Annotated in this window: 23 protein-coding genes and 1 pseudogene; 10 read left to right on the plus strand and 14 right to left on the minus strand. The window is 42.6% G+C overall.

Annotated features, from left to right (window positions below):
* Nucleotides 1–43: 43 nt before the first annotated feature.
* From V7R88_RS13910 to V7R88_RS13925, 4 genes are read right to left on the minus strand one after another with little or no spacing between them, the layout of a single operon-like run.
* Nucleotides 44–2335 carry an FAD-dependent oxidoreductase gene (locus V7R88_RS13910; protein ID WP_057717248.1) on the minus strand — a complete coding sequence of 764 codons (2292 nt, stop codon included), beginning with the start codon at nt 2333–2335 and terminating at the stop codon, nt 44–46.
* Entirely contained in the window at nt 2328–3284 is a 957-nt protein-coding gene (locus tag V7R88_RS13915) for an FAD:protein FMN transferase (protein WP_338816276.1), read from the minus strand. The genes V7R88_RS13910 and V7R88_RS13915 overlap by 8 nt, the downstream gene beginning before the upstream one ends.
* Nucleotides 3285–3317: 33 nt before the next feature.
* Entirely contained in the window at nt 3318–4076 is a 759-nt protein-coding gene (gene aroD, locus V7R88_RS13920; RefSeq protein ID WP_015826115.1) for a type I 3-dehydroquinate dehydratase, read from the minus strand.
* A 23-nt stretch (nt 4077–4099) separates the two neighbouring features.
* Entirely contained in the window at nt 4100–4984 is an 885-nt protein-coding gene (locus V7R88_RS13925) for a shikimate dehydrogenase (protein ID WP_057717249.1), read from the minus strand.
* 138 nt (nt 4985–5122) lie between these two features.
* On the opposite strand from V7R88_RS13925, the gene V7R88_RS13930 reads away from it, so the two are divergent.
* Complete coding sequence (locus tag V7R88_RS13930) at nt 5123–6052, plus strand: LysR family transcriptional regulator (protein WP_003643563.1); 930 nt, start codon at nt 5123–5125, stop codon at nt 6050–6052.
* Nucleotides 6053–6085: 33 nt separating this feature from the next.
* Here the strand turns inward: V7R88_RS13930 and V7R88_RS13935 are convergent, their stop codons facing one another.
* From V7R88_RS13935 to V7R88_RS13955, 5 genes are all read right to left on the minus strand, one after another.
* The gene (locus V7R88_RS13935; protein ID WP_003643564.1) at nt 6086–7327 is read right to left on the minus strand and encodes an MFS transporter; all 1242 of its coding nucleotides are present in this window, start codon (nt 7325–7327) and stop codon (nt 6086–6088) included.
* 1 nt (nt 7328) lies between these two features.
* Nucleotides 7329–8213, minus strand: a complete 885-nt coding sequence (gene aroE / locus V7R88_RS13940) for a shikimate dehydrogenase (RefSeq protein ID WP_054396773.1) — start codon at nt 8211–8213, stop codon at nt 7329–7331.
* A gap of 17 nt (nt 8214–8230) precedes the next feature.
* Complete coding sequence (locus V7R88_RS13945) at nt 8231–9115, minus strand: shikimate dehydrogenase (RefSeq protein ID WP_003643077.1); 885 nt, start codon at nt 9113–9115, stop codon at nt 8231–8233.
* Nucleotides 9116–9202: 87 nt separating this feature from the next.
* Nucleotides 9203–10042 (minus strand): SDR family NAD(P)-dependent oxidoreductase, encoded by an 840-nt coding sequence (locus V7R88_RS13950; protein ID WP_226320063.1) that lies wholly within the window; start codon nt 10040–10042, stop codon nt 9203–9205.
* A 27-nt stretch (nt 10043–10069) separates the two neighbouring features.
* Nucleotides 10070–10921, minus strand: coding sequence for a sugar phosphate isomerase/epimerase family protein (locus V7R88_RS13955; protein WP_054396775.1), 852 nt, complete (start codon nt 10919–10921; stop codon nt 10070–10072).
* 223 nt (nt 10922–11144) lie between these two features.
* On the opposite strand from V7R88_RS13955, the gene V7R88_RS13960 reads away from it, so the two are divergent.
* Both V7R88_RS13960 and V7R88_RS13965 read left to right on the plus strand, forming a co-directional pair.
* Nucleotides 11145–12050: a LysR family transcriptional regulator gene (locus V7R88_RS13960; RefSeq protein WP_054396777.1), complete on the plus strand. Its 906-nt coding sequence runs from the start codon at nt 11145–11147 to the stop codon at nt 12048–12050.
* 267 nt (nt 12051–12317) lie between these two features.
* Nucleotides 12318–13541 carry an MFS transporter gene (locus V7R88_RS13965; protein WP_161325477.1) on the plus strand — a complete coding sequence of 408 codons (1224 nt, stop codon included), beginning with the start codon at nt 12318–12320 and terminating at the stop codon, nt 13539–13541.
* 122 nt (nt 13542–13663) lie between these two features.
* Here the strand turns inward: V7R88_RS13965 and V7R88_RS13970 are convergent, their stop codons facing one another.
* Genes V7R88_RS13970 through V7R88_RS13980 form a run of 3 tightly spaced genes read right to left on the minus strand, consistent with a single transcriptional unit; the run spans nt 13664 to nt 15580 of the window.
* Nucleotides 13664–14035 carry a hypothetical protein gene (locus V7R88_RS13970; protein ID WP_003643082.1) on the minus strand — a complete coding sequence of 124 codons (372 nt, stop codon included), beginning with the start codon at nt 14033–14035 and terminating at the stop codon, nt 13664–13666.
* Nucleotides 14028–14819, minus strand: coding sequence for an alpha/beta hydrolase (locus V7R88_RS13975; protein ID WP_057717250.1), 792 nt, complete (start codon nt 14817–14819; stop codon nt 14028–14030). The genes V7R88_RS13970 and V7R88_RS13975 overlap by 8 nt, the downstream gene beginning before the upstream one ends.
* A 29-nt stretch (nt 14820–14848) precedes the next feature.
* The gene (locus tag V7R88_RS13980; RefSeq protein ID WP_057717251.1) at nt 14849–15580 is read right to left on the minus strand and encodes a GntR family transcriptional regulator; all 732 of its coding nucleotides are present in this window, start codon (nt 15578–15580) and stop codon (nt 14849–14851) included.
* A 220-nt stretch (nt 15581–15800) separates the two neighbouring features.
* On the opposite strand from V7R88_RS13980, the gene V7R88_RS13985 reads away from it, so the two are divergent.
* From V7R88_RS13985 to V7R88_RS14000, 4 genes are all read left to right on the plus strand, one after another.
* The gene (locus V7R88_RS13985) at nt 15801–17138 is read left to right on the plus strand and encodes a PTS sugar transporter subunit IIC (RefSeq protein WP_003643568.1); all 1338 of its coding nucleotides are present in this window, start codon (nt 15801–15803) and stop codon (nt 17136–17138) included.
* Between the two features lie 204 nt (nt 17139–17342).
* Nucleotides 17343–18245, plus strand: coding sequence for an N-acetylmuramic acid 6-phosphate etherase (gene murQ, locus V7R88_RS13990; RefSeq protein WP_057717258.1), 903 nt, complete (start codon nt 17343–17345; stop codon nt 18243–18245).
* An 11-nt stretch (nt 18246–18256) separates the two neighbouring features.
* The gene (locus tag V7R88_RS13995) at nt 18257–19165 is read left to right on the plus strand and encodes an N-acetylglucosamine kinase (protein ID WP_080392696.1); all 909 of its coding nucleotides are present in this window, start codon (nt 18257–18259) and stop codon (nt 19163–19165) included.
* The gene (locus V7R88_RS14000; RefSeq protein WP_057717253.1) at nt 19162–20250 is read left to right on the plus strand and encodes a DUF871 domain-containing protein; all 1089 of its coding nucleotides are present in this window, start codon (nt 19162–19164) and stop codon (nt 20248–20250) included. Before V7R88_RS13995 ends, V7R88_RS14000 begins: the two co-directional genes overlap by 4 nt.
* 321 nt (nt 20251–20571) lie before the next feature.
* On the opposite strand, the gene V7R88_RS14005 is transcribed toward V7R88_RS14000, so the two are convergent.
* Both V7R88_RS14005 and V7R88_RS14010 read right to left on the minus strand, forming a co-directional pair.
* Nucleotides 20572–21330, minus strand: coding sequence for a response regulator transcription factor (locus V7R88_RS14005; protein WP_047674325.1), 759 nt, complete (start codon nt 21328–21330; stop codon nt 20572–20574).
* Nucleotides 21330–22928: a sensor histidine kinase gene (locus V7R88_RS14010; protein WP_054396783.1), complete on the minus strand. Its 1599-nt coding sequence runs from the start codon at nt 22926–22928 to the stop codon at nt 21330–21332. Before V7R88_RS14010 ends, V7R88_RS14005 begins: the two co-directional genes overlap by 1 nt.
* Nucleotides 22929–23096: 168 nt before the next feature.
* On the opposite strand from V7R88_RS14010, the gene V7R88_RS14015 reads away from it, so the two are divergent.
* The 3 genes and pseudogenes from V7R88_RS14015 to V7R88_RS14025 form a co-directional block, all read left to right on the plus strand.
* Complete coding sequence (locus V7R88_RS14015; protein WP_338816277.1) at nt 23097–23468, plus strand: FMN-binding protein; 372 nt, start codon at nt 23097–23099, stop codon at nt 23466–23468.
* 56 nt (nt 23469–23524) lie between these two features.
* Nucleotides 23525–24490, plus strand: a complete 966-nt coding sequence (locus V7R88_RS14020) for an IS30 family transposase (protein ID WP_033609918.1) — start codon at nt 23525–23527, stop codon at nt 24488–24490.
* 77 nt (nt 24491–24567) lie between these two features.
* Nucleotides 24568–25929: pseudogene (locus tag V7R88_RS14025) on the plus strand (FAD-dependent oxidoreductase); the annotation flags it as partial.
* Nucleotides 25930–25937 lie beyond the last annotated feature (8 nt).

Here is a 25937-nt window from a genome sequence, read left to right on the forward strand (position 1 = left end):
GAACGTACACGAGTTGTGTACGTTCTTTTAGTCTAGACAGTAGTTAATTCGTCACTGTCTTCTTAGATGCTAATTCAAGCCCCTCTAAAAAGTGCCCAAAGCACTGCTTCAAGAAGTGTTCACTACCGTCATCATTCAGATGATCGTTCTCATCAAACTTATTGCCGGCTTGCGGTAACATGAACTCGTTACCAGGCATAACTTTGGCATCCACACCTGGTGAGTCCAAGATCTGCCGTAAGTTCATCTGCGCACGCACCGTGCCCTGAATCCCTAACGAAGTCCCAACAATCATTACTGGTTTGTCTTTGAATGGATGTTCTGCACAGGACAACCATTCAATGGCACTCTTCAAAGCAGCTGGAATCGAATGATCGTATTCTGGCACGCCAAAGACGACACCATCAGCGGCTTCGATCTTCGCAGCTAACGCTTTGACACTTGCTGGTTCCCGATCCATATCATCTTCATTGAACAGTGGTAAATCTTTGATTTCACAAATCTCAAAATTAACTTGCGTTTCAAATAATTCTTTCATGGCATACAACAACTTACGGTTATATGATTTTGAAGCGTTAGTCCCCACAATGGCCACGATATTGGCTTCGTCATCGCCCGCGGTTGCTTGCCGCTGAGCGTTTTCGCTAGCTGCGGCGCCGGCAACGTAACCTGATGAAATCCCCCAAGTATTCATCATACTTGGCATTGAATCATGTCCGTTAGCGCCGCCGATAATTTCCCCAGCACCAAAGTAATTAGCTACCGGTGCATTTTTAGTCGTTACCAATTGCAAGTTATCAGCATCGACACTATAGCCACCTAAAGTCGTCGCAAAGCGATCACGTTGTTCAATGATGTAGAATGTCTCACCTTCAAATTGGTGCAAGTACTTCGGATCACGGCCGAAATCATGATCATGACCATCTTGAACATAGCCTTGATAATTTTTGACCGTCTGGACTAATTCATCAACCGCAATTCCGGCCTGCTTAGCAGCACTTTCCAAAGAACCCTTAACAAATACTGGCCGCTTGCCCTTGTTCTCGAAGAAGCTCTTAATTTCTTCTGGTGTGAAATCATGCAAGATCAGCAAGTCGTAAACTTTCTTCCAAGTCCGTTCATCCATGACTAAGTAAGCAACTTTATCTGCTTGCTTAAGGATGGCATTCCGGAAAGTCGTATAAACATTTGATTCGTTAACGATTCGATCACCCTTAGAGTTAACGTAAATTGCACCCATATCAGTCGCCTGTTTCGACGCGTACGTGGTCAATTTTGCAACGCCCGGTTCCACCTCAACACCATGTGGATACAGCTTGTACCAACCTAAATCATGCGTCTGTAGATCTAAATCACCATTAAATTGATAGGCATCCCCAGTGGAAGTCATTGGGCCATAATAATCAATGCCTTCACTCTCAGCACCACGCATCTTTTGGTTAGCACCATGACCACCCGCAGCAAGCACAACTGAACGCGCCTTGATGTTGACTGTTTGGTCCTTTTGAGCAGCGATTACACCGCGTAACTGCTTATCGTTGTCCAACATAAGCTTCTCGACTCGGGTATCCAACATAATTTGACCACCCGCAGCGGCAAACGCCTTCGAAACTTTTTGAATGAATTCATAGCTACTTGCTGAAAGTAATTCAATCTGCCGGTTTATCGAATGTTCTGGCGTTTGCGTCTGTGCTTTTTGATAATGCAAATCTGCAAACTTACTAATAAAATCAATAGCTGGGCCAATGTTATGCACCATTAAGTCGGTCAAGGCTGGATAGTTCGTCTCCAAGCTTTCACGTGCAACATCTTGTGCCAACATTTCTGGCGTATCATGATTATTATCAAAAATTTGCGCAGCAACATCTGAACCAGTGCCAACAACGTTAGATCCATTCAGGATCGTCGCACCACCAAGATAGCCGTTCTTTTCAACTAAGATAACCTTCTGCCCCATTGTTAACGCCCGACAGCCAGCGACTAAGCCCGCTTCTCCGCCACCAATAATGAGCACGTCGGTCCGCAAGTTTTGCGTCTTGGGGGCTTTTTTCTTAGGAACTGGCTGCACATCAACACCAGCATCGGTTACAGCCTTATCTGCCGACTTAAGCAACGCTTGGGTCATCACCGTTGCACCACTAATTGTGTCAACATTGAATGATTGTTCCGTAATGATATTTTGTTTCAATTTATCAATGACTTGGTTAAAGATCCCCGACGTTTCGGAATGCTTTAATATTTTCAAATCCTCAATCTTATTATCTTGCACATCAACTTCATAATTGATAATACCGTTGTGGCCCATTGCTTGGCCGGTAATTTGTTTTTTACTCAATAGTAAACACTCCTTTGCGTCGCGGCGTTAAGCCACTGGTAACTGTTACCTGTTGTTCATGATCAATAAAAATTGCTTCCGTATGTGGTAACTGTTCGATTAGTTGACGACCACGGCTTGGCCCTTCAAAGTAGGCCACCGTTGATAATACTTCAGCTAATTCTGACCGTTCAGTTATAATCGACACCTGATCAACTTGATTTTCAACCGGATAACCGGTTCGCGGATCAAGGATATGGTGATAACGGTGATTGCCAATCTTAAAATATCGTTCGAAGATACCTGACGTCACTACCGTTCTGGCTGGCATTTCGACCTGTAGCGCTGGATAACCACGTGGCGTTTCAGGCGCTTGAATGCCAACTTGCCACCGCTGATTATCGGTGAGCGGATTGGCACCTAATAGCTTAACGTTACCACCGAGATTAACAATGGCGCTGGTAATGCCAGACTGCTGCAACTGCTTAACGACCTGATCGGCAAAATACCCCTTGGCAATCGCACCAAGATCTAATTGCATGCCAGATTGACGCAAGTAGATACTCGATTGGGCTTCATCTAGGATAACTTCGTGCGTATCTAACAAGGCCAATCGCTGCTTGATTTCCTTGGCTGCGGGTACTTGATGCCCACCAAACCCAATCTTCCACAGTTTAACTAACGGTCCAATTAGCACATTAAAACTATCCGCATATTGCTTTGTATACTTAATGGCATCCGACACTAGTTGAAAGCATTCAGTGCTAACCAAAACTGGATGAATACCGGCATATTGATTGATCGCAGCTAATTCTGAATCGGCACGATTGACAGAAAAGACACCATCCATCCGCTGCAAGTAATCATAGACCGCTTCGACTGCTAACTGATTCGGCTCAAATAATGTCAGCGAGATGACGGTTCCCATCATCGTAAATTGTGAAACATACTTTTTTTGTGTCCCAATCATCACTCTGACCTCACGATTTCTTTCAGTTATGCCTTAATTTAACTTCAGATCTTCCAATTCCGGCCGTAAATTTTCAAGTGCAATTTGCCCAGGTGCCGAAGCCGCCCCGACCGTTGCAAATGATAAACAAGAGCCGAACACTTCACCAGCAAGCCGTGACACTTTTCCTAAGTCACCCATCGACATTGTGATTACTGGCTGTGGTAGTGTTTGGCGTGCAATATTAGTCGCTGTCAGTAATGTTAAGACATCCTCCACCGATTGTGGCATCACAGCCATCTTAGCAACGTCAGCACCATAATCGACCATACTAGTCAGTCGCTTAACGATCTCAGCAACCGCCGGCGTTTTATCAAAATCATGATTACTCATGATCACAACTACTTGATGCTCATGAGCTGCTGCAACAATTTGCTTAACAGCTTGTTCGTCATGGTAACGTTCAACATCTAATGCATCCGTGAACCCACCATCTAAGACCGTCTCACACAGTTTAAAATACTCAGTATCTGATAGTGCTAATTCGCCGCCTTCACCTTTAGTTCGGAAAGTAGTTAATAAGGCAATATCACCTAAAGCCTGACGAAGTTGCTGACCGGCCGATTTCAACTGTTCTGGATTAGTTACATCCTTGAAAAAATCAATTCGCCATTCAACGACATCTGGCTGTGCAGCTAAAATCGGTGTCGTCGCTGCTAAAATATCATTAATCGTCGTTCCTGTGATAGGCACTGCCAACTTAGGTCGACCACTACCAAGTTCAATATTTCGTAGCTTTATCGCTGGTTGCATCTTAACTTGCCTCCTGTCATCAATTATTTATCCTGATCATCACTAAACAGAATCTGATGAATGTAATCAACTGGCATGTCTTCGCCAGTCCACAGCTTAAAGGCTGCTGCACCTTGTTCAAGCATCATACCTAAACCATTGTAAACATGCTTTAATCCTGCTTGACGAGCTACCTTCATTAATTTAGTCGTTCGTGGTGCATATACTGTATCAAACACAATTTGGTCTGAGCTGAACCAACTAGGATCGTCCACAAGCGTCTTATCTTCAAGTGGTTTCATTCCAACACCTGTCGAATCAGTATAGATATAAGAGCTTTGGATTTCCCGTTTGAAATCATCACGATCTTCTAATGAGTGTAAAGTGGCGTGACAGTCGGTCTGCTCATTAATTAGTTTAACGTTCCGTTCGGCATTTGCCCATGTTTCATCGTGCATATTAAAAATAGATATTTCTTTGACACCATCCAATGCAGCCTGCACTGCGATCGCAGTCCCGGCACCACCAGCACCAGCTAGCGTCATTTTATGTTCGCGAATATCCAAGCCTTCATCCGCGAGCGCTTTCATAAATCCGATGCCATCAGTCGTATAACCTGTTAAAACACCATCATCATTAACAATTGTATTAACCGCACCCACCATTTTAGCTGCTGGATCAAGCTTATCAAGCAATGGAATCACTTTTTGCTTGTTTGGCATTGAAATATTGGAGCCACGCATATCAAGTGTTCTGATTGACTCAATTGCACTTGGCAGCGTTTCATTCGTCACTTCAAATGCTAAGTAAGCGTAATTTAGTCCTAATTTAGCAAAAGCATTGTTATGCATAGTTGGGGACATTGAATGACGAATTGGATACGCCATTAAACCAATCAGTAAAGTATGCCCATCAATTCGTTCTGCCATGAAAAACCACTCCTAAATATTATTTTTATCTGTTTGTTACTCAATTCACTTGTTATGTTAGCAAATTAGTTTAATATAATAAATATGGATGAGTTGTTTAAATCATCAAAGTTATCTATGAGTAAAGGAGCATTCCTCATGAATTTAAGACATTTAGTTTTTTTCAAAGAGCTAGCTCGAACACAACATATGGCAAAGGCTGCCGAAAACTTAGGTATCTCACAGCCTTCGTTGAGTTATGCCATCAAAAAACTCGAACACGAATTGGGTGTTCCACTTTTTGAAGCAGATGGCCGTAATATCAAGTTAACATCAATTGGCGGTGTTTATTTGAAATACGTCACTGCTACTTTAAATGATTTATCACAAGGCAACGAACTCGTCAAACAACTTATGGATCCAGATACCGGTCATGTTAAATTAGGATTTACCTACACCCTTGGACAGCAACTAGTTCCTGAGTTACTGTCCCATTTCAAAAATCAAAGCGAAAATCAAGCAATTACTTTTGAGCTTGGTCAAGGAAACTCCGGTGTGCTCCTGCAAGCACTAGCCGATGAAAAATACGACATCGTTCTAGCCTCTAACGTCGATAGACTGGGTGAGCAGCTAACTGCCCATCTCTTTGACTTTATCCCACTAGTTCAACAAGAAATTGTTGCAGTTGTTCCAAATGATCATCCCGCGGTACAAAAAAATCCGCTACACGTTGAAGACCTAGCACCTTATCCAATGATCTTATTTTCACAGAATAGCGGCTTGCGACCATTAATCGACCAAATCCTATCAGCAGCCCACGTTCAGCCCAAGGTAGCTTATGAAGTAGAAGAAGATCATACTATGGCTGGGTTTGTTCGTTACAATATGGGTGTTGCGTTAATGCCCTACTTACCACTTTTAAATCCCGAGCGTGTTCAAATCAAACACTTAGCTGATCAGCCATTACAACATCAAATTTACTTAGTCGTTCGTCGCAGTGGTTTTATTACACCTGCCGTCCACCGTTTCCAAGAGTTTATTCGCAGTTATTGTTGGCAACATTACACTAATCAAGAACGATCAATCTAAAAATTGCGCCTTTATTGAAGGCGCAATTTTTAATTAACTTTCAACACCGGAAGCAGCCGACGTACGTGTTGACCGACCACCATGTTTCACAATCAATGCTAAACCAACCCCAATTAACGTAATCACAATGTTCATTAGAATTATCATCCGTGGCGCATCAGCACCGGTAACTTTTGTCAAGTATGCCGCAGCTGATAATACAGCATAATTAGCCACGCTTGAGGCAATCATTACAAGGGATGTCGCTAGACCTTTACTATCTGGAAAGAAACCAATGGTCGTAGAGGTCGCCAATTGTAGTACCCCACCAGCAGCAGCGTAACCAATAACAAAACTACCAATATAGAGAATGACTGGATTATTAATGAAATAACATAACATTAACATGACGATTGAAATACTTGGATATAGTACTAATACGGTCGTCTCTTTCAGCCCCATATGGATAAACTGAGCAGTTAATAAGACCGCTACCGTTGCACCAACCGCATAAAATGATTGCAGGATACTGGGGTCTTTGATTCCGTAACTAGCTCCTAGCTCTTGATTGCAATTCAACCAAATCATAAACGTCGCTGAACTAGTAAAACCAATTAAAATTGATGCAATCGCAGCTGGTGTGAAACGATGCTTCGGTTTGTCAGTAGTCGTTTTAGCCTCAGCAGTTGCTTTATCTTGCTTAGGAAATGGTAAAACCAGAACTAAGATTGCATCAGCAATCATTAAAATTCCACACCCGATAAAAATGACTCGATATGACATTTGAGCACTAGCAACCAAACCAATAACGAACGGCAATACAAACTGAGCAACCGTTATGGCAAACTTTGTAAATAGATTTGCAATTGAGGCCGATTTAGGAAAGATTTCCATCACACTTGGTGACACACAGGTATCCAAGAACGAATTAGCAATCCCGTTAATAATACCAATAGCATACGCCCACCACATGCTGTGAACTGTGATCATCCCAAAAAAGAATACGGCGTACAACGCAATTCCAATGAAACCACTGATACGACGCCCAATCCTATCAGAGACTGGACCAGCAAATGGGTAAGCAATCAGCCGTCCCAGACCATAGGCAGCAATGACAGAAACTACCATACTAACATCAATGGTTCCGTTAGCCAGCGTGGATGCGCCCCACGCCTTTGCAAACTCAGTTTTATACTGTCCCATTATTGAAGAGGCAATTCCTAAAATAAAGTAAGCAAAGTACAATGCCAATGCTGTTACATAATATTTACGGTTTGAATTTGTGTTACTTGTCATCTTAACGTCCCCCATCATCTGAGAAGAACCGTTGCGTTACTTCTTCAACGGGCATTTCTTGGCCTGTGTACAATTTGAACGCTGCGGCACCTTGCCAAACCAGCATCCCCTTACCGCCAATTGTTTTGCTTCCATGTTCAGCTGCATCTGCTAACATTTTTGTGGTAACAGGATTATAAACAGTATCTGTCACAACTAAATCAGAACGAAAAACGGTCATATCCTTAATATTAGTTTGTTCAACATTCGGTGCCATACCGGCCTTGGTTGCGTTAGCCAAAATATCACTTTGTGCAATTGCTTGTGTCAAGACTTCCTGGTCATTAATATCGCCTACAGTAACTTGGCATGCGGGAACTTTATCCATGATCTTTTGAGCCGTTAACTCAGCATTTTGATAAAACGAGTCCTTAGGATTAAAGATATGAATCGCCTGAGTGCCATCTAGTGCCATTTGAACGGCAATTGCTGTAGCAGCACCACCAGCACCTAACACCGTAAGGCGCTTTCCCTGTGGGTCAACACCATGCTGGCGTAGATTTTCAACATAGCCCGCACCGTCCGTATTATGACCAACTAACACGCCATCATTATTGACAATCGTATTCACAGCACCGATTAATTCTGCAGCTGGTGACAATTCATCAACTAATTCTGCAGCAACCTTTTTACAAGGCATCGTTACGTTAGCACCACGCATATTTAAAACGCGCATTTTAGTTAACGCACTGGCCATTTCATCAGCCTGAATGTCAAAAGCCAGGTATGCATCATTAATACCTGCCTTTTCAAAACTGTAGTTATACATTGCTGGTGAGCCTGAATGGCCAACCGGCGAGCCGAAAAGGCCTAGCATAGTTGTGTGTCCATCAATTCGTGCTTCCATCTTTTTATTGCCCCTTTCTAATGCTGCTTAGCTGCTTGACGTGCCTCGTAGGCTTGATATTCGGCCGTTGGCATAGCCTTACCTGTAAAGAGTGTGTATGCTGCATCACCTTGCCACAATAACATGCCTTTCCCCGGCGCTACCGTGCATCCTAATGCCTCGGCGTCTTCAATTAACTTGGTCTTTAGGGGGTTGTAAACAGTATCCGCAACAACCAAGTCTGAACGTAAATAGCTTGGATCGACTAATGATTGACCGTCCAGCGGCTTCATACCAACAATAGTAGCGTTAACCAGAATATCAGCCTTCTCAATCTCAGCTTTTAACTTGTCTTGGTCTTCTAGATGATAGACGTTAACGTCGACTTCTGGCTTTGCTTCCTTAATCTTCTTTTGAGTATTTTCGGCATTCGCATAAAAGTCGTCCTCACGGTTAAAAATAGCCAATGATTTAGCACCATCTAATGCACATTGAACTTGTAGCGCCGTAGCAGCACCACCAGCACCAATCACGACTAGCTTTTTACCAGCAATATCTACACCGTTCTCTTTCAGATTGCGTACAAAACCAATGCCATCCGTAATATGACCTGTCAACTTACCATTATCGTTAACAATGACATTAATAGCCCCCACAATCTTTGCGGCCGGTGACAACTCATCAACAAGTGTTGCTGCAACGCCCTTACATGGCATCGTTACGTTGCTACCGCGAACCTTAAATAATCGTAATGCATCAATCGCTTCTGGCATTTGTGCTTTTTTAACATCAAAAGCTAAATATGCATAGTCTAATCCTTGCTCTTGAAAGCTAAAGTTATACATTGCCGGTGAACCTGAATGACCTACTGGAGAGCCGAGTAAGGTAAATAAACCAGTGGTACCTGAAATTCGTTTTTCCATAATTGTTATCTCCTCTTAATTAATAAAGAAAGAGACCGAGACAGTCGTCCCAGTCTCATCCACGAGTTCATGTAACTGAATTAATTTCTATTTTTTCGCTGGTTGATGATGATCAATCGCGTATTGACGACGACCACCTGGCTTTGGAATCATGTCAGAAATCATCATATTCAAACCACCATCAACGGTCACTTCACCACCATTAGTGTAGTCAGAACGGTCACTAGCCATGAATAAGACCGTATTAGCAATATCATCCAAAGTCCCAATGCGGCGACTAGCCACTAACCGCTCACGGCCCTCTTCAACTTTAGGATCACTGTAAAAGTTCTCAGATAACGGCGTCTTAACCAGACAAGGTAAGACACAGTTACTCCGAACACCATACTGTCCCCATTCAGCAGCCATTTGCTTAGACATCATATTAACCGCTGCTTTAGTTGTACTATAGGCCCCACTATATGTTTCAGGATAACGTGACGCTACGGTTGAGATGTGTACCATCGCACCATGTTTCTGTTGAATCATGACGCGACTAAACCGTTGTGACATTAAGAAGTAACCCGTTAAGTTAACATTCAAGGCAGCTTGCCATTCATCCAAACGCAAGTCTTCAAGTGGTGAGAAGCGTAAAATAGCAGCCGTATTAACTAGCACATCGACTTCACCAAACTTATCAGTCACGGCCTTAACAGCAGCATCAACTTCCTCTTCGTTAGTCGTATTGCACTTAACGGCCAACGTTTCAACGCCATACTTTTCTGTCAATTTCTTTGCGTACGCTTCGGTTTTATCCGCAATCATATCAATCAAGACAATTTTGGCACCCTGCTTAGCAAACTCTTCACAGAACTTGGTACCCATACCACCAACAGCACCCGTAATTGCAACAACTTTATCCGTTAATCCTAACCAATTATTATTCATTAATAATCACTCCTTATAATCAAATATCTAAGCTTGAACTGGGTCTTTTAAAATTTCAGGCCACGCTTCCTTTAAAACAGACACAGTCTGCTTATAGGTGTAATCCGCAACGTAATCAATACCCTTAGCCATGTATTGATCAGAGATTACTTCGACACCAATCACCTTAGGATCAACACCTGCATCTTTTATCATCTTGACAAACCCAGCGGTATCCAAATCACCAGCACCTGGAGCCAACCGATCATGCATTGATTCATCCCGTAAGATAGAATCAGCATATGGCCGAGTATATGCATCATCAATTTGAATTGAAATAACCCGCTTTGCTTGTTCCTCGGTCAACAAGTCATATGGTTGGTTGGCTCGTACCCAATGCCACATATCTAGTAACATATATACATTGTCACAGTTGGCTTTTTGCATAATCTTCCAAGTCTTGTCCAAGTTAGATAAGCCACTGTAAGGCATTGGTTCCAATGCAATAATTAAATCACCCGCCCGGGCTGCTAATTCTTGTAACTTCTTTGCTGTATAGTCAATATCATAATCTTCCATCAATCCGGTATTAATATGCTTTACACCAAATAATTCACACATATGGAAGCAAGCCTGTTCCTTATATTTTTGTTCGTATGTGCGCGTTGCTTCACACCACTGAACAATATATTCGACTTCGGTGCAACGAATATTATACTTATCCAAAATAGCGAGAATATCATCGTCCGTTAAACCTTCGTTCAAGGCATCCACGTAAGTTTCAGCGCGTAACCCAATGCCATCGTAACCAGCAGCACTAGCCGCTTTGCAACGATCTTCAAATGTACATTGATCACCAAGTGTCCAGGAACTAATTGTAATTGGATGTGATTTTGTCATAATAATTTCCTCCAAATAGTGGATTCGACACATGCATGTTTTGTGATTCACATAATTTATTTTACAAGTTAAATGTAATCGCTATCACTCGACTCGTCCAATTGCTTTTAGTTGGGGCTATCCATAGCCAAAAGTTATTAATTCTGTTATATTAACCGTAGTTGTTAACTTTTGAGTATCAATCGTTACCCGTCAGAATGAACTTCGGGAGGTTATTTCTATCATGAATTTGGATCATTTACGATACTTCGTCGCATTATCAAGAACTGAAAACTATACACAAACTGCCAAGCTGTTACATATTACACAACCAAGTTTAACTAAAGCCATACACTCCTTAGAAGCAGAATTGAACATTGATCTCTTTCAAAAAGCCGGACGTAGTGTTACTTTAACTCCTGCTGGTAAGGTTTTCGCTAGTGATGTCGAATCCGCACTCCTACTACTCGACAAAAGTGTGACTAATATTAAACGTTTTGATAAACAAAAAGCCCCCATTCGTATTGCCGCACTCCGAACACTAAGTATTAAGTGGTTGCCAGATATTGCCCAGCGTTTTCTTCAACTAAGCCCCCATGCCGCTGTCCAATTTCAATTCAACACTGATACTGGCCTGTCCCCAGATATTCTGAACGGTTTACGTAACAACAAATATGATGTTGCTTTTTGCTCAAAGATGGATCACTTTAGCGATATCGAGTTTTTTCCCGTCGCTGAACAAACTATGGTTTGCATCACACCAACTACACACCCACTGGCAAACCGCTCCAGTATCAATTTGGCAGAAACATTAGCCTATCCCCAAATCACTTTTTCGCAACGCAGTGGACTTCATCCAATTATGCAAAAACTATTTAACGACTGTGGCGGTCAACCCATTAGTGCATATGCCGTAGAAGAAGATCAGGCCATCGCCGGTTTAGTGGCCAGCGGTTTTGGAATTGCCGTTGTACCTAATATGTCTATTCTTCAAACCATGCCAGTCAAGATTATTCCATTGTCATTTCCAACATGGCAACGAATTTTGTACATGGGTACCCTTAAGCACCGTACACCTCAACCCGCTGTTGAAGAGTTCATCACCTTCGTTCGTGATCAAAGCAAAACACTCTCTGTTAACAATATTTAACTCTGAACCAATAAAATCGCATTCGATTAATAGCTTCTAGCTATCGATTGAATGCGATTTTGTTATTAGACACTTCTCGAGACCGTGTTAAAATTTGAAGTGAATCAACGATTGTGAATTTAGTATCAATTAAAAATATTAATAATTATAAACCGTTTACTTGATTGATTTTTCAACATTTATATTGGATATTAAAAATGCCATTTTTGTTGCTTATAACGTTTAAAAATGCACACTTTGTGAAAATAAGAATTGGTGGGTGATACTATGGAACTTAAAGAAAAGCAGGATATAACCATGAAACATAAGACATATTTACCATTAGCTGCCGGAATTTATTTAAATTATGCTATTTTAGGAATGGCTACTATTATTGTGTCTCAATACGGGACTCAATTCCAAGCACTATGGCACACTGATGTTAAAGGGCTCTCAACTGTCATTGCAATGATTGGAATTGGCCGCTTATTGACAATTCTCATTGCGGGTTATCTTTCTGATCGCTTGGGGCGTAAAGGAACTATGTTAATCGGTATGATTGCGCAAATCCTATTCCTTATGGGCCTGTTCTTTAGTACCAACCTCATCAGTGCTTGTATCGCCGCACTCTTTATGGGCGCGACCAATTCCTTTGGTGATACAGCGAGTTATCCAGCACTCACAGATGCTTTCCAAGAGCAAGCTGCTAGCATGAACTCGTTAGTAAAAGCAGCCATGTCTCTTGCACAATTCGTTCTACCATTCATTGTTGCCGCTCAGCCAAATGCCCAAATCACACTAGTCGTCATGGTAGTTGTGATGGTTTTGGATATCATCTTAATTGGACTTGCTAGCTTCGCACCACAAACATTAACTCAAAAACACACTAAAATTAGCGACGAACCAAAAACAACCATCAAGCCCAGTGGTAATCAACCTTCGATGTTAATTGATGGTAGTTTGCTAATAATTGTTGGTTTTACGCTTTCATTTACATTCTACATTTTCTCTCAATACGCACCAAACTTCGGTAGTAGCGTCTTAAAGTTGGGACTAAACAGCTCTAAATCACTAATTTCATGGTATGCCATGGCCTCACTAGTATCTGTTTTTATTACCTCTTCATTAGTGACCCGCATTAAGCCAATCAAGTTGATCTTTGTTTACACACTGATTTCGTTCCTAGCATTACTCCAAATGGTAGTTATCCCTAGTGCTGACGGTGCTCGGTTAACTGCCATTGCAATTGGCTTCTTCGCAGCCGGAGGTATTTGGCAATTAGGATTAACTCTACTAAGCCAATACTTTCCAGCTGAGAAAGGCAAGGTGACTGGCTACTATAGTTTTGCTACCGCACTGACATTCTTTGTCGGTCCATTAGTCTCCAGCTTCATCATCGACGACACAGCTGTCAGCGTTCTACACGTTTTCGAAATCGATACGGGCGTGACGCTACTCAGTCTTGTAATCGTTATCATTTTAATGATTCGGAATCGCAAGTTTTCTATGTAAAACAGCATAAAAATTAGTAAAATGGCTATAGATTGAGGAACTTGATTGCTCAATCTGTAGCCATTTTACTATTCAATAATATCGTTAATCTCATAGTGCCAACTTCACACCTGACAAACCACTCACCGACTAACACTCACCAAGATCTGCACCACCACCATCAAAGTCGCCAGAATATCCAACACCCAGCTACTCCACACATAGTAGTTCTCCATTGGCCGATATTTTTGGCGGGTTACCTTGAGATTTTTTTCATATAACCGGTTGAAGAAGATAAATAGCCAGATAAAGAACCACAGAATCAGGCAAAAGACGGGATAAATGAAGATATTGCTCTTGATTCCCCACGGCGTCAGACTGGTGACAGCGGTTGGCACGTAGACACGATTAGGTAGTAGTGGATATGCGATAATTGCCAATAATAGCGGTAATAACGCTAATCCCGTCTGCCGCCACAAATTATAGTGGCCGTGCTCATCTTTAACATTAAACATTGCGCCAACCTCCCTTAATTAACCAGTGCATCGCAAATGGTAATTGATGATTCCAGAGCCGCCAATCATGGTGACCCGGTTGTAACTGCCATTCAAACTGGTCTTTAAACACAGCCGCCAACTGTGGCTTGAAGGCTTCATCCATTGACCGTAACATATCTTGATCACCCGTCGCCATTAGCACACGTAACGTTCCCCAGTTTGTCGGTTGTTGTACCAAATAAGACAAATCCGCTGGCGTCCCTTGCATCTGTGCTGGTGAGAAAGCCAGCTCAAGGTCTGGCATAATTGCCGATTGTTCCACGTGAAACCTTTTGAGAGCCGTCACCGGTGATAGTGCCGCGACAGCCGCAAACCGCTTCGGATAGGTAAAGGCATAACGTAATGCCCCATAGCCACCCATGGAGTTCCCCAACAAATAATTGTCTTCCGGTCGTGCCGACAACGGGAAGATATAACGCATTCGTGTTGGTAACTCGTGGGTCAAGTAATCCCAATAGCGTGGACCATGGACCATATTCGTATAAAATCCCCGCCCCGTTTCCGGCATGACGACCGCTACTCGGTATTGCGTTGCCAGTAGTTCGATTTCCGTTCGCCGTAACCACGACGTTGCGTCCCCACCTAAGCCATGCAACAGCCACACAGTTGGAAGTTGCTGTTCACCACTACTGTAGTCTGGTAAAATTTGTCCGACCGCGTTCACTGGTTCCGGCAAGATAACTTGGACTTGCACTGACTGTCGTAACACGTTGGAATAAAAGTTATTGCTATGAATTGACATTGTGTGCCACTCCTCTCTTTATGCATCGATCATCGAATTCGGTTAGGATCTACCGACTTGGAATCACTAGTTAGCGCCAGCCCAAAATAGTTAGGCAACATGTAACTAACGGTATATTCCAGCGTTTCTTCCCCTTGAAATACCCACCGTTCGATCTTAATCACCATCGTATCCAGACTCACGTGCAAATAATCCGCAATTCGTTGATTAGGAACGCAGGTCGCCGCATATTCTTGCTCAAAGGGCTGGCGTGATAAATCAAGCTGCGCATGTTTCCTAATTAGTGCATAAATCGAATGTACGGCCCGTAACTTCTTCATTGCTGTGGCAGGAATCAGCGTCGCCAAATACCACGACTGCGAAAATTCAAATGGTGCGTATCTAATTTCGCGTAATCGCTCTAAATACCAGGTTGTCGATTCAGCCGTAAACTTAGACCGTGTTGGTAGTGGCGTCGTCTGATTGGCCACTAAGATTGCAACCTGTTCCTCATCAACATCGTATGTATGGGTATCCGTAATTCGTACCGCAGTCCCCCGATTAAATTTGGAAACAAAGCTGCCCTTACCCTGAATACGATAAATATAACCCTGATCGGCTAACATATTCAGTACCCGCACGACTGTCGTGGAACTGACTTGATACTTCTTCCGTAGCTCACTCTCGCTATAAAACGGATCATTCTTTCGAAAATGGTTCGTGTTCAATTCCAGAATCAAGGCACTTAAAATGGTTTGATAAATTGGTTCTTTACGACTCATGGCTGCCCCCCTTATTATTAACTTAATACATTAAATGTCTATACTTAATCAAAATTTACCCATGTCAATTAACTAACAACAATGAAAGCGTTAACTATACTGTTATATTATGCTATACTCACTCATGAAATCAAGTTAATGTGTTAACTCAAATCAAAAAGGGAGGACTTAATTCAACACTAACTTGTCATTACTAATTTGTTAAGGAGATGAATGAATTATGGATAATTCACGTACGTGGAAAGATAAGACGATTGATGTCATGAGTAAGATCGCAGCCAACCGTTATTTACGTGCTATTCGAGACGGAATGGCCGTCATTATTCCAGTTACCATCGTTGGCTCATTCTTTACGATCGTCACGCAACTACCTATTACTGCTTGGACAAACTTTATTAAACCTTATGCCGCTGGTTTAGCAATTCCAATTAATTTTTCAATGGGGTTTATGGCTATTTACGCCGCGTTTGCCATTGCAGGTCGGTTAGCTGAAGATTATCACTTCGACCATATTTCAACCGGGGTCGTCTCAGTGATGGTCTTTCTATTGCTGGCAGTTAAACCAATTACGACCACCCCAGCAGCTTTCAAAGCGTTAGGACTAAAGGCCGCTGCCACCGTGGTGCCGCTAACACACTTCGGGGCTGCGGGGTTATTTACAGCAATGCTCGCTGGGATTTTAACGGCCGAAGTGACTCGGATCTGCCGCGACCATCACCTCGTCATTACATTACCAGATGGAGTCCCACCGGCTGTTGCAGCCTCATTCTCAGCTTTGATTCCCGCGACTTTCTTAATCGTTGGTGCTTGGGTCATTCACGTTGGTTTGAACTTTGACGTTAATGCTTTCCTACAATGGGTCTTCAGCCCATTAGCCTACTTTGGTCGTGACAATTTACTTTCAGTTATCGTACCAATCCTCTTAACTGATATTGTTTGGCTATTCGGGATTCACGGTGCTGCTTTAGCCACCCCAATCTTCTGGCCATTATGGTATCCAAACCTGAACGATAACTTAGCTGCCATTTCCAAAGGTGCAACTGCTGCAACGGTTCCTCACTTCATGACTGAACAATTTTTCCAATGGTTCGTCTACATTGGTGGTGCTGGGGCAACACTGTCTCTCTGTATCTTATTAGCATTTTTCTCTAAGTCCGCTTACGGTAAAACAATTGGACGGGTTACCATTATCCCAGGGATCTTCAACATCAACGAACCCGTTATCTTTGGGGTTCCAATTGTCATGAACCCATACTTTGCAATCCCATTTGTCCTCGCACCGTTAACCATGGGGATTATCACTTGGGCTGCAACTGTTCTACATCTCGTTAGTCGGACAGTAGCTTTAGTTCCATGGACATTACCAGGACCAATTGGGGCGTTGATGACCACTGCTTGGGACTGGCGAGCAGCCGTTCTATGTATTATTAATATTATTGTGGCCACCTTTATCTATTACCCATTCTTCAAGATTTGGGATCGTAACCAATTGAAGGCTGAACAGGACGCTGCTAAAGCCGATGCTGAAAAAGCAGCTCAAGCAGCCGTTGCCGAATAATAGCTTGCACAAAAATCACACGAATTTGTCATTACGGTATGCTTGAACTAAGGACCACTTTCAATGAACATGATTGCTTATTTGCTGACAATCGGTCTGACTTTAGCGCCAACCGTAATTAGCCATTATGATCATGATTCTGGGAGGACTGCTGCATTGGCCGCAGTCCTCTTTGTACATATTCTAAGAAACGAGGGAAAACGATTGAAATCTAATATTAACCAACTTACTACTGAGGGTCGTAACCCTGCCAGTAACGACTTAGACGAAATGTCGATCCTAGCAATTGCCCAGTTAATGAATCAAGAAGATGCTAAAGTCAGTCAAAGCATCACACCCGAACTACCACAAATTGCCGCTGCTATTGCCCTTATCGTCACTGCCTTTAAAGCTAACGGCCGCTTAATTTACATGGGCGCTGGTACTAGCGGTCGCCTAGGCGTTTTAGACGCTGCTGAATGTGTCCCAACATTTGGTACTGAACCAGAGATGGTTCAAGGACTCATTGCTGGCGGGGATCAAGCTATGACGGTCGCCGTTGAAGGTGCTGAGGATAATCCTAATTTAGGCGCACAAGACTTGAAAGATCTGGCCTTAACTGCTAATGATGCCGTGGTCGGCCTGGCAGCAAGTGGTCGCACACCTTACGTTATCGGTGCACTGGACTACGCACAAAAAATCGGTGCGGCAACAATCAGTCTAGCCTGCAATAATCAGGCACTAATCAGTCAACACGCTCAGGTTGCCATCGAAGTAACCCCCGGCCCTGAAGTTCTCGCTGGTTCAACCCGTTTGAAAGCCGGCACAGCAGAAAAGATGGTTCTTAACATGCTATCGACAATTTCGATGGCCAAGATCGGCAAAGTTTACCATAACTTGATGGTGGACGTTAAACCAACTAACGAAAAACTCGTGATTCGCGCGAAACACATGATCGAACTGGCCACCGGCGTTTCTGCCGATGAAGCCAGTGAACTATTCACTGCCGCTCATCAGAACGTTAAGACAGCGATTGTCATGAACTTGGTTGGCGTCTCTGTCAGCGACGCCGAGCAGCGTTTACAGCGCGCACACGGTGTCGTTCGTGACGCACTCGCACTGCAATGAGGAGGCCTAAAATGACATATTTAATCGGCGTTGACTGTGGTGGCACGCACATCGTTGGTCAAACTTGGACGACAGCCCCCGAGCATCTGGTCCAAAGCGTTACGGGTGGCCCTGGTAACGTTGTCCTAGACTACTCTGCTGCCGTTACTAACTTAACCACCGTCTTAGACCAGCTCACTGCTACAATTCCAGCTGATCAGCTTGGGTTGATTTTAATCGGAATTGCTGGCATTGAAACTGCTGGCCGAGCTGATCAGGTCCAACAAACCATCACCCAACGTTACCACGCTAATACCCAGGTCATAAGCGATGCAAAACTAGCCCTACTGAACGGTCTTGCAGGAGCAGACGGCGCCTTAGTGATTGCCGGTACGGGCTCGGTCGTTTACGGCCGCCAAGCCGGGAAATTTCTGCGCGTTGGCGGCTGGGGTTACGTTTTAGGTGACGAAGGCAGTGCCTACGACATTAGCAAGCGGGCACTTAAACAGGTTCTGACCCAGACTGATAACGGTCAAACTAGTCAACTAACAGCTCCCCTATTGGCACAACTTAAAGTTACCGATGTTGCTGCCGCCGTCCAGAAATTTTACGCTCAAGATCGACAAACTAACGCTCAATTAGCACAGTTAATCGCCAAACTGGCCGAGCAACAAAATTCTGAAGCCATCACGGTATTAGTCACGTCAGCCCAAGCACTGGCACAACAAGTCGTTACCTTATATCAGCGGTTTGCAGAGTCCCGGCCACAACGGGTCGCCCTCTCTGGTTCCGTTTTACAACACAATCGCCTGGTCCGCGACACGTTAACGACGACAGTGCATCAGTCAATACCAACAATTGCATTTAACGATATTACAACTAACAACGCCCACGCCGTCATCTATTGGCACCGGTGGACTCAGGAGGAAATTAATTCATGACAATGCGTCAACTAGGTTTATCCATTTATCCCGATCATAGCGACTTTGAAGAAAACGCCGCTTATCTCAAATTAGGCCAACACTACGGCTTCACTCGAATTTTTATGAGCATGCTGGAAGTATCTGGTACGGTCGCCGAAACCAAAGCTAAGTACCAGAAAATCATTGACGTTGGAAATCAGTTGGGTTACCAAACGATTTTGGACGTTTCACCACGGATTTTTAAACAACTAGGAATTTCCTATAAAGATCTAAAGTTCTTCGCTGATTTACACGTCGCCGGTATTCGACTAGATGAGGGTTTCGATGGCGCGACCGAGGCGCTGCTCTCATATAATCCGTACGGTCTGATTATCGAGCTTAATATGAGTAATGACGTCGATTATCTGAATAATATTCTCAGCTACCAAGCAAACGTCCCATTTATTTATGGCTGCCATAATTTCTATCCCCAAGTTGGCACCGCGCTACCTTATGACTTTTTCGTTAAGTGTAGCGAACGTTTTCGCAAGTTCGGTATTCACACCGCTGCTTTCGTAGCCAGTCAGGTTGGTACGATGGGGCCATGGAACGTCAACGATGGTCTGCCAACATTAGAAGCTGATCGGCGCTTACCAATCGCCGTCCAAGCCAAGCATCTCTTCGCTTCCGGACTAATCGACGATGTAATTATCGGTAACGCTTATGCGAGTGAAGCCGAACTGGCCGCATTATCAGCAATCAATCGGTACCAAGTACAATTTCACATTGAATTTGAAGCTCAGACGAATGCGATCGAAAGAACCATTGCCTTGACCCCACAACATTTTCGCCGTGGCGATATTAACCCAAATGTCATCCGTTCAACCATGCCCCGTGTGACCTACAAGGAAACGCCCAACAGTCCACACGATAATGATGTGGAATTTCAGCGTGGCGACGTATTAGTAGGCAACGACAACTTCGGCATTTATAAAAATGAATTGCAAATCGTCTTACAACCCCACTGTGAACCCCGAAAGAATCGGATTGGTCAGATTGCACCTGAGGAACTGTTACTGCTCGACTTTATTAAACCTTGGAGTAAATTCCGGTTTGTGGATTGAAATTAAGTTTCCTGTTAAAGAATCATAAAATCCGCTCGAAGTTTGGAGAAGACTTCGGGCAGATTTTTGGTCTATGTGCGATCAAGCCATTGATACTCTACTGATTTGATCATTTTTAAAATACTAAACTTACCGGCTTCTTCGCTTTGATTAATTAGATAATATGTGGCTCGTCCCTTGTAAACTAATTTTTCAAATTTAAATCAAATTCAAGGATGCGTATAAAATATGCATCGGCAAGAAGATCTTTTGAATCTCAAATATAAATCAAAAGAATTGACAGATTTACAAAAGTGAATCACAACACTGATTGATGCCTAATCACTCACGATTACTATTCGGTAATGGTTCTGCATGCTCACGAAACTGGACTGGTGAGAAGCCTGTCTTCTTACGAAATAACCGACTAAAGTAATGTGGATCTTCATACCCGACTTTATTAGCAATCGCTGTTACCGTGTATTGTAATGTTAAATTACGAAGCAACTCTTGTGCTTTTTGAATCCGATACTCTATTAAATATTCAGAAAATGTTCGGCCATATGTCTGTTTAAGTTGCCTGCTCAAATACCCCTCATTTACAAATAACGCACTTGCAACCTGACTTAGTGAAAGACCCTTTTCAGAATAATGCGTCTCGATATAATCTTTAACATTCATCGCTAGACTACGGGAAGTACCTTCATCCACAACCGTACGTTTATCGGTTATTAAGCATTGCTGGAACGCAATCATCAATTTTTTCAAATCAGATCGTGGGATTGGTTTTAATAAATAATCTAGAACCTTCAACTTAATAGCGCGACGTGCAAAATCAAAATCATCAAAACCACTTATAATGACAATTAGCATATCAGGGTAACGTCGATTAATCAGTTCAATTAAATCTAATCCATTCATATCTCCAAGGTTGATATCAACTAACGCAGCTGAAACCGCATGTTGATCTATATAACTTAACGCTTGATGCCCCCCACTGGCAGTTATTATCTCATCAAATGGCGATTGAATTGACTTTAAATATCCCGCCAAGCCACAACGTAATGCTTTTTCATCATCAATAATCAGCAATCTCTTCATCACAGTTCACCCCCATGTTCAATGGATTCTTCAACCAACGGTAATATTACCCTGACAGTAGTCTGGCGCCTCGTACTACTAAAATCGAGTCGTGCTTGACCATTGTAGATCAACTGTAATCGGTGTCGAATATTATAAATACCGTAACTATTTTTTCCCGCTTGATAGCTCCCGTCATTGAGTTTTTGGACCAGCTTCGCCGACATGGGCTGCCCATTATTGCTGACCGTTAATTGTAATCGTGTTGGCGATATTAATGCACCGCCGATTCGCAATTCATTATTACCATTTGGACTACATCGTAAACCGTGATTAATGGCATTCTCAACCAGCGGCTGTAAAATAAAATGCATGACGGGTTGATCCATCAGGCCGTCATCAATATCAATTGATAGTTGATGTAACTTTGGAAAACGAATCGCCTGAATCTTAAAATAACTCTGGACATGGGTGATTTCATTTCTTAGCGTTGTATACTCACATCCATGGTTAAGTCCCTTCCGGAAAAAAATACTTAAGTTTTCAATCATCGTAATTGCAGTATCCGTATCACCACCTAAAATCTGCCATTGAATTGTATCCAATGTGTTATATAAAAAATGTGGCTGAATCTGCGCTTGCAATACTTGAATAGTCGCCTCGCGATATTTAGTCTCATTTTCATAAACGCGATCTAAGGTCTGATTAAAGGTCGTCGCCAAGGTTTGAATCTCTTGGGGACCTTCAACCACTGCTCGAATATCATGGCCGCCGATTTGAATTTGATTCATTGTTCGAGTTAAGTTTTCAATCGGTCGTACAATTTGTCGTAATAATAAAACTAATAACAATCCTAATAAGGCGATTACGACTAAAACGATAATCAATAATAATCGAATGAGTTGTTGTGTATTTTCTCGTAGCTCTTTCTTCTGTACAACATAATTCACCTTCCACCGTGGCAACTGTTCCAGCTTGGTCGTGAGCAGTAGTTCACGTTGCGGATTAATTCGTGGAGAATCAGTATCACCACCTAATAACATCCCAGTACCGTCATAGATTGATAGCTCATGTGCAAGGGCCTCCACCTTTGCTAACGGAATTGCAGCCGCAACATAAGCCGTATGATCCGCTAGTGGTCGTGCCAACCGATATAAAATAATAACAATCGACTGATGATCTTCCTTGGAAGTTAGCAAGTTACTAACCGTATATCCTCGTTGAGGATAACGTTGCATTTCTCGATAGTACGACCGTTGTTGGACAGAAAAGCTTGGATGAGAATTGGAATAAGAAATTCCGTCACGTGATACGAGTCGAATCGAAACATAATTGTGCTTATCAAATTTCGTAAGCGCTTTAGTTTCTTTGAATAATTGTTGCCGATTATAATCGTGTTGTGCCGGCAAATTAGCAAGCAACCTCAGTTCCGATAATCGTTCTCCAAACCAGCTATCAATTTGGTTTCCACGCTCGTCAACCATTTGTTGTGTCATTTTTGTATTAATCGGCATGATATTTCGAGCCAATTCCATACGCATGGCACCATAAATCGTACCGATAAGTGTTACCGATATTAATATAAATAACCAAACAATTTGTTTCTTAATTGAATACATCCTAATTCCCCCATCACTATCCAAGCTCCGTGGTTCTATCATCTTTCACTTGTACATTATTTCACTATTTAGTTATAAAAGTCCACCTTATCTCCTAAAAGTCCAACGTCTAAAATACAATTAACACGTATACTAACACTATTAAATATCTATTTCGGAGGTCTTAGTATGAAAAAGAGATGGTGGGGTATCATTTTCACAATTGTCTCAATTTTCTTCTTAACAGCTTGTTCAGCAAGTGATAAGTCGCAAACTGTTAATGGGACCGGCACTGGAAAACACGGCAATATCAAGGTAGCAGTTACCTTTAAGGGGGACTCTATTAAAGATATCAAAGTTCTCAAGCAGAACGAAAACAAAGTGTTATCTAAGCCGGTATATAGCCAGTTGAAAGATACGATTGTCGCAAAAAATTCAACTGGTGTGGATGTTGTAAGTGGTTCCACAGCAACTAGTAAAGGGTATATTGCTGCGGTCAATGATGCAGTTAAAAAAGCAGGAATTTCACTCCCGGTTTGTAAAATTAAGTTAGAAATTTAAAAAGCCATTTGTGATAGACTTTTGAGTGTCAAAATCAAAAGAAAGGCTGATCACAAATGACCTATACTCATCTTACCATAGACGAACTTGCCACAATTTATTCTTTTTGGAAACTCGGTAAAAAGGCTTATCTAGTGGCCCCAGCGCTCCATCGGAGTGCTGAAACTGTGTATCGTATTTATCGGTTTCTTGACGCTGGCGGTACGATTATTGATTACCAATGCCACTATCGAAAGCATAAACAACATTGTGGGCGTAAACCAATTCAACTACGCCCTGATGAACTGGCCTATATTCAAGCCAAAACTCAAGCTGGTTGGCAACCAGATACCATTATTAATCGCCAAGAACGGGCTTTCAGCTGTGGGGTTCGAACCCTTTACCGCCTTTTCAAACGCGGTGTTTTGGGGTTGTCGACCAAAGATTTACCGATGCACGGCAAACGGCACCCTAATGGTTACATTGAACGCCGTGGGAAAGCGGGTCAATTGGGCAGGGATTTAAAGAATCGTTATCAGGACTATCCTAATTTTAATCAAGAATTCGGCCATTTAGAAGGTGACACGGTTCAAGGTAAAAACCATCAGGGTGCGGTAACCACGCTGGTTGAACGACAAACTAAGGTCGCAATTGTGCTGAATTCGCATACCAAGTCGGCACACGATGTCAATCGTAGTTTAGCAGGATGGCTTTCGAAGCTGCCACGACACCTATTTAAGTCAATTACGTTTGACAATGGTAAGGAGTTCGCCGGTTGGCGAACCATTGCTAACCAATTTGATTTAAATATTTACTTTGCCGCTGTCGGAGCACCCAATCAACGTGGTTTAAATGAGAACACCAATGGTCTGCTGCGTAAAGATGGTTTACGTCACAATCTTATTATGGACCAGCTATCAGATAGATTTGTTCAAGCAGTTGCCAGTCGACGAAACCACATCCCACGAAAAAGTTTGGGTTACCAGACACCTCTGGAAGCATTCATCAGTCAGATTACAGATGAACAGTTAAAAAATTTCTAACTTAATTTGACAATTCGGGACTCAAAAAAGTAAAAGCAAAAACGAGCACTACGGAACCTAAGATTGCTAAAACCAATAATTATGATGTTGTCGTTGTAGGTTCCGGCGGTGGAGGGTTTGCAGCCGCAATCGAAGCAAAACAAGCCGGTAAGAAGGTTGCAATTATTGAAAAGATGCCGACAGTTGGTGGTAATACCTTAATATCTGGCGGTGAAATGAACGCACCTGGTAACTGGGTTCAAAAAAGGCTCGGTATTAAGGGTGATTCTGTAGCAAGCTACTATAAAGATACAATGAAGGGTGGAGACAACCTTGGTGACCCAGCAATGGTTCACATTCTCGCCAATAACGCTTTGGGATCAGCCAAGTGGCTCCGTGATGATATTCACGTCAAGTTTTTAAACGATCAACTATTTCAATTTGGTGGCCACAGTTACAAAAGAGCACTGATTCCAGTTGGACATACTGGTCAGGAATTAGTCACCAAGTTAAACGCTAAAGCCAAATCCTTAAATATCCCAATTTACGTCAATATGAGAGCCAAATCTTTAATTAAAAAAGATGGACGAATTACCGGCGTTAAAGCACAGTACCAGGGTAAACGAAACATTACTTTTAAAGCTAAAAATGCCGTTATCTTAACAACTGGCGGTTTCGGTTCAAACGTTAAGATGCGTACTAAATACAATAAAGAGTTTGATAAACGCTATAAGTCCACCGATACAGCCGGAACAACCGGAGACGGTATCATCATGGCCCAACAAGCCGGAGCCAAGCTTACTAATATGAAATACATTCAGACCTACCCGATTGCTAGTCCGAAAACCGGTATGATTTCATTACTAGCTGATACTCGGTTCGATGGTGCAATCTTAGTTAATCAAAAAGGGCAACGCTTTGTCGAAGAACTTGAACGTCGCGACGTTATCTCAAAAGCCATCCTAAAACAACCTGGTGGCTATACGTATCAGATTTGGAACGACAAAATCGATGGTATTTCAAAAACAAAAGCCGCTCATAAGGCGGAATACAATGAGTTAATCAAAGAACACCTACTCTATAAAGCAGACACAATCGATGAATTAGCAAAAGATGTTAATATGGATCCTGCTGCTTTAAAAGCAACAATTACCAAAGTCAACAGATATGCCAAAACAGGCAACGATAAAGACTTTCATCACCGCGCTGGCCTAGTATCCTTAGCTAAAGGGCCCTACTATATTGAAAAGGCCGTGCCATCTGTTCATCATACAATGGGTGGCTTAGTGATCAATAAACAGACTCAAGTCCTCAACACTGATGGTCAAACCATCCCTGGATTATACGCTGCTGGCGAACTAACTGGCGTTATTCAAGGTTCAAATCGCCTTGGTGGTAACGCGATCGCTGATATTATCACCTTTGGACGCATTGCAGGTAAAACGGTTGGTAAGCTTTAGTTTGTTAC

Origin of the sequence: Lactiplantibacillus argentoratensis, from assembly GCF_037290055.1 — a bacterium.
In the GTDB taxonomy this organism is placed as follows: domain Bacteria; phylum Bacillota; class Bacilli; order Lactobacillales; family Lactobacillaceae; genus Lactiplantibacillus; species Lactiplantibacillus plantarum.

Excerpts from the sequence above, each read along its gene's own strand:
- V7R88_RS13970 (WP_003643082.1), bottom strand. The coding sequence starts at position 14,035 with ATGTTTAATGTTAAAGATGAGCACGGCCACTATAATTTGTGGCGGCAG.
- V7R88_RS14005 (WP_047674325.1), bottom strand. The coding sequence starts at position 21,330 with ATGAAGAGATTGCTGATTATTGATGATGAAAAAGCATTACGTTGTGGC.
- V7R88_RS14000 (WP_057717253.1), top strand. The coding sequence starts at position 19,162 with ATGACAATGCGTCAACTAGGTTTATCCATTTATCCCGATCATAGCGAC.
- V7R88_RS13935 (WP_003643564.1), bottom strand. The coding sequence starts at position 7,327 with ATGACAAGTAACACAAATTCAAACCGTAAATATTATGTAACAGCATTG.
- aroE (WP_054396773.1), bottom strand. The coding sequence starts at position 8,213 with ATGGAAGCACGAATTGATGGACACACAACTATGCTAGGCCTTTTCGGC.
- V7R88_RS13945 (WP_003643077.1), bottom strand. The coding sequence starts at position 9,115 with ATGGAAAAACGAATTTCAGGTACCACTGGTTTATTTACCTTACTCGGC.
- V7R88_RS13925 (WP_057717249.1), bottom strand. The coding sequence starts at position 4,984 with ATGGCAGAACGAATTGATGGGCATACTTTACTGATTGGTTTAATGGCG.
- V7R88_RS14015 (WP_338816277.1), top strand. The coding sequence starts at position 23,097 with ATGAAAAAGAGATGGTGGGGTATCATTTTCACAATTGTCTCAATTTTC.
- V7R88_RS13955 (WP_054396775.1), bottom strand. The coding sequence starts at position 10,921 with ATGACAAAATCACATCCAATTACAATTAGTTCCTGGACACTTGGTGAT.
- V7R88_RS13985 (WP_003643568.1), top strand. The coding sequence starts at position 15,801 with ATGGATAATTCACGTACGTGGAAAGATAAGACGATTGATGTCATGAGT.
- V7R88_RS14010 (WP_054396783.1), bottom strand. The coding sequence starts at position 22,928 with ATGTATTCAATTAAGAAACAAATTGTTTGGTTATTTATATTAATATCG.
- V7R88_RS13975 (WP_057717250.1), bottom strand. The coding sequence starts at position 14,819 with ATGTCAATTCATAGCAATAACTTTTATTCCAACGTGTTACGACAGTCA.
- V7R88_RS13965 (WP_161325477.1), top strand. The coding sequence starts at position 12,318 with ATGGAACTTAAAGAAAAGCAGGATATAACCATGAAACATAAGACATAT.
- V7R88_RS13915 (WP_338816276.1), bottom strand. The coding sequence starts at position 3,284 with ATGATTGGGACACAAAAAAAGTATGTTTCACAATTTACGATGATGGGA.
- V7R88_RS13950 (WP_226320063.1), bottom strand. The coding sequence starts at position 10,042 with ATGAATAATAATTGGTTAGGATTAACGGATAAAGTTGTTGCAATTACG.
- V7R88_RS13960 (WP_054396777.1), top strand. The coding sequence starts at position 11,145 with ATGAATTTGGATCATTTACGATACTTCGTCGCATTATCAAGAACTGAA.
- aroD (WP_015826115.1), bottom strand. The coding sequence starts at position 4,076 with ATGCAACCAGCGATAAAGCTACGAAATATTGAACTTGGTAGTGGTCGA.
- V7R88_RS13980 (WP_057717251.1), bottom strand. The coding sequence starts at position 15,580 with ATGAGTCGTAAAGAACCAATTTATCAAACCATTTTAAGTGCCTTGATT.
- V7R88_RS13995 (WP_080392696.1), top strand. The coding sequence starts at position 18,257 with ATGACATATTTAATCGGCGTTGACTGTGGTGGCACGCACATCGTTGGT.
- V7R88_RS14020 (WP_033609918.1), top strand. The coding sequence starts at position 23,525 with ATGACCTATACTCATCTTACCATAGACGAACTTGCCACAATTTATTCT.
- V7R88_RS13930 (WP_003643563.1), top strand. The coding sequence starts at position 5,123 with ATGAATTTAAGACATTTAGTTTTTTTCAAAGAGCTAGCTCGAACACAA.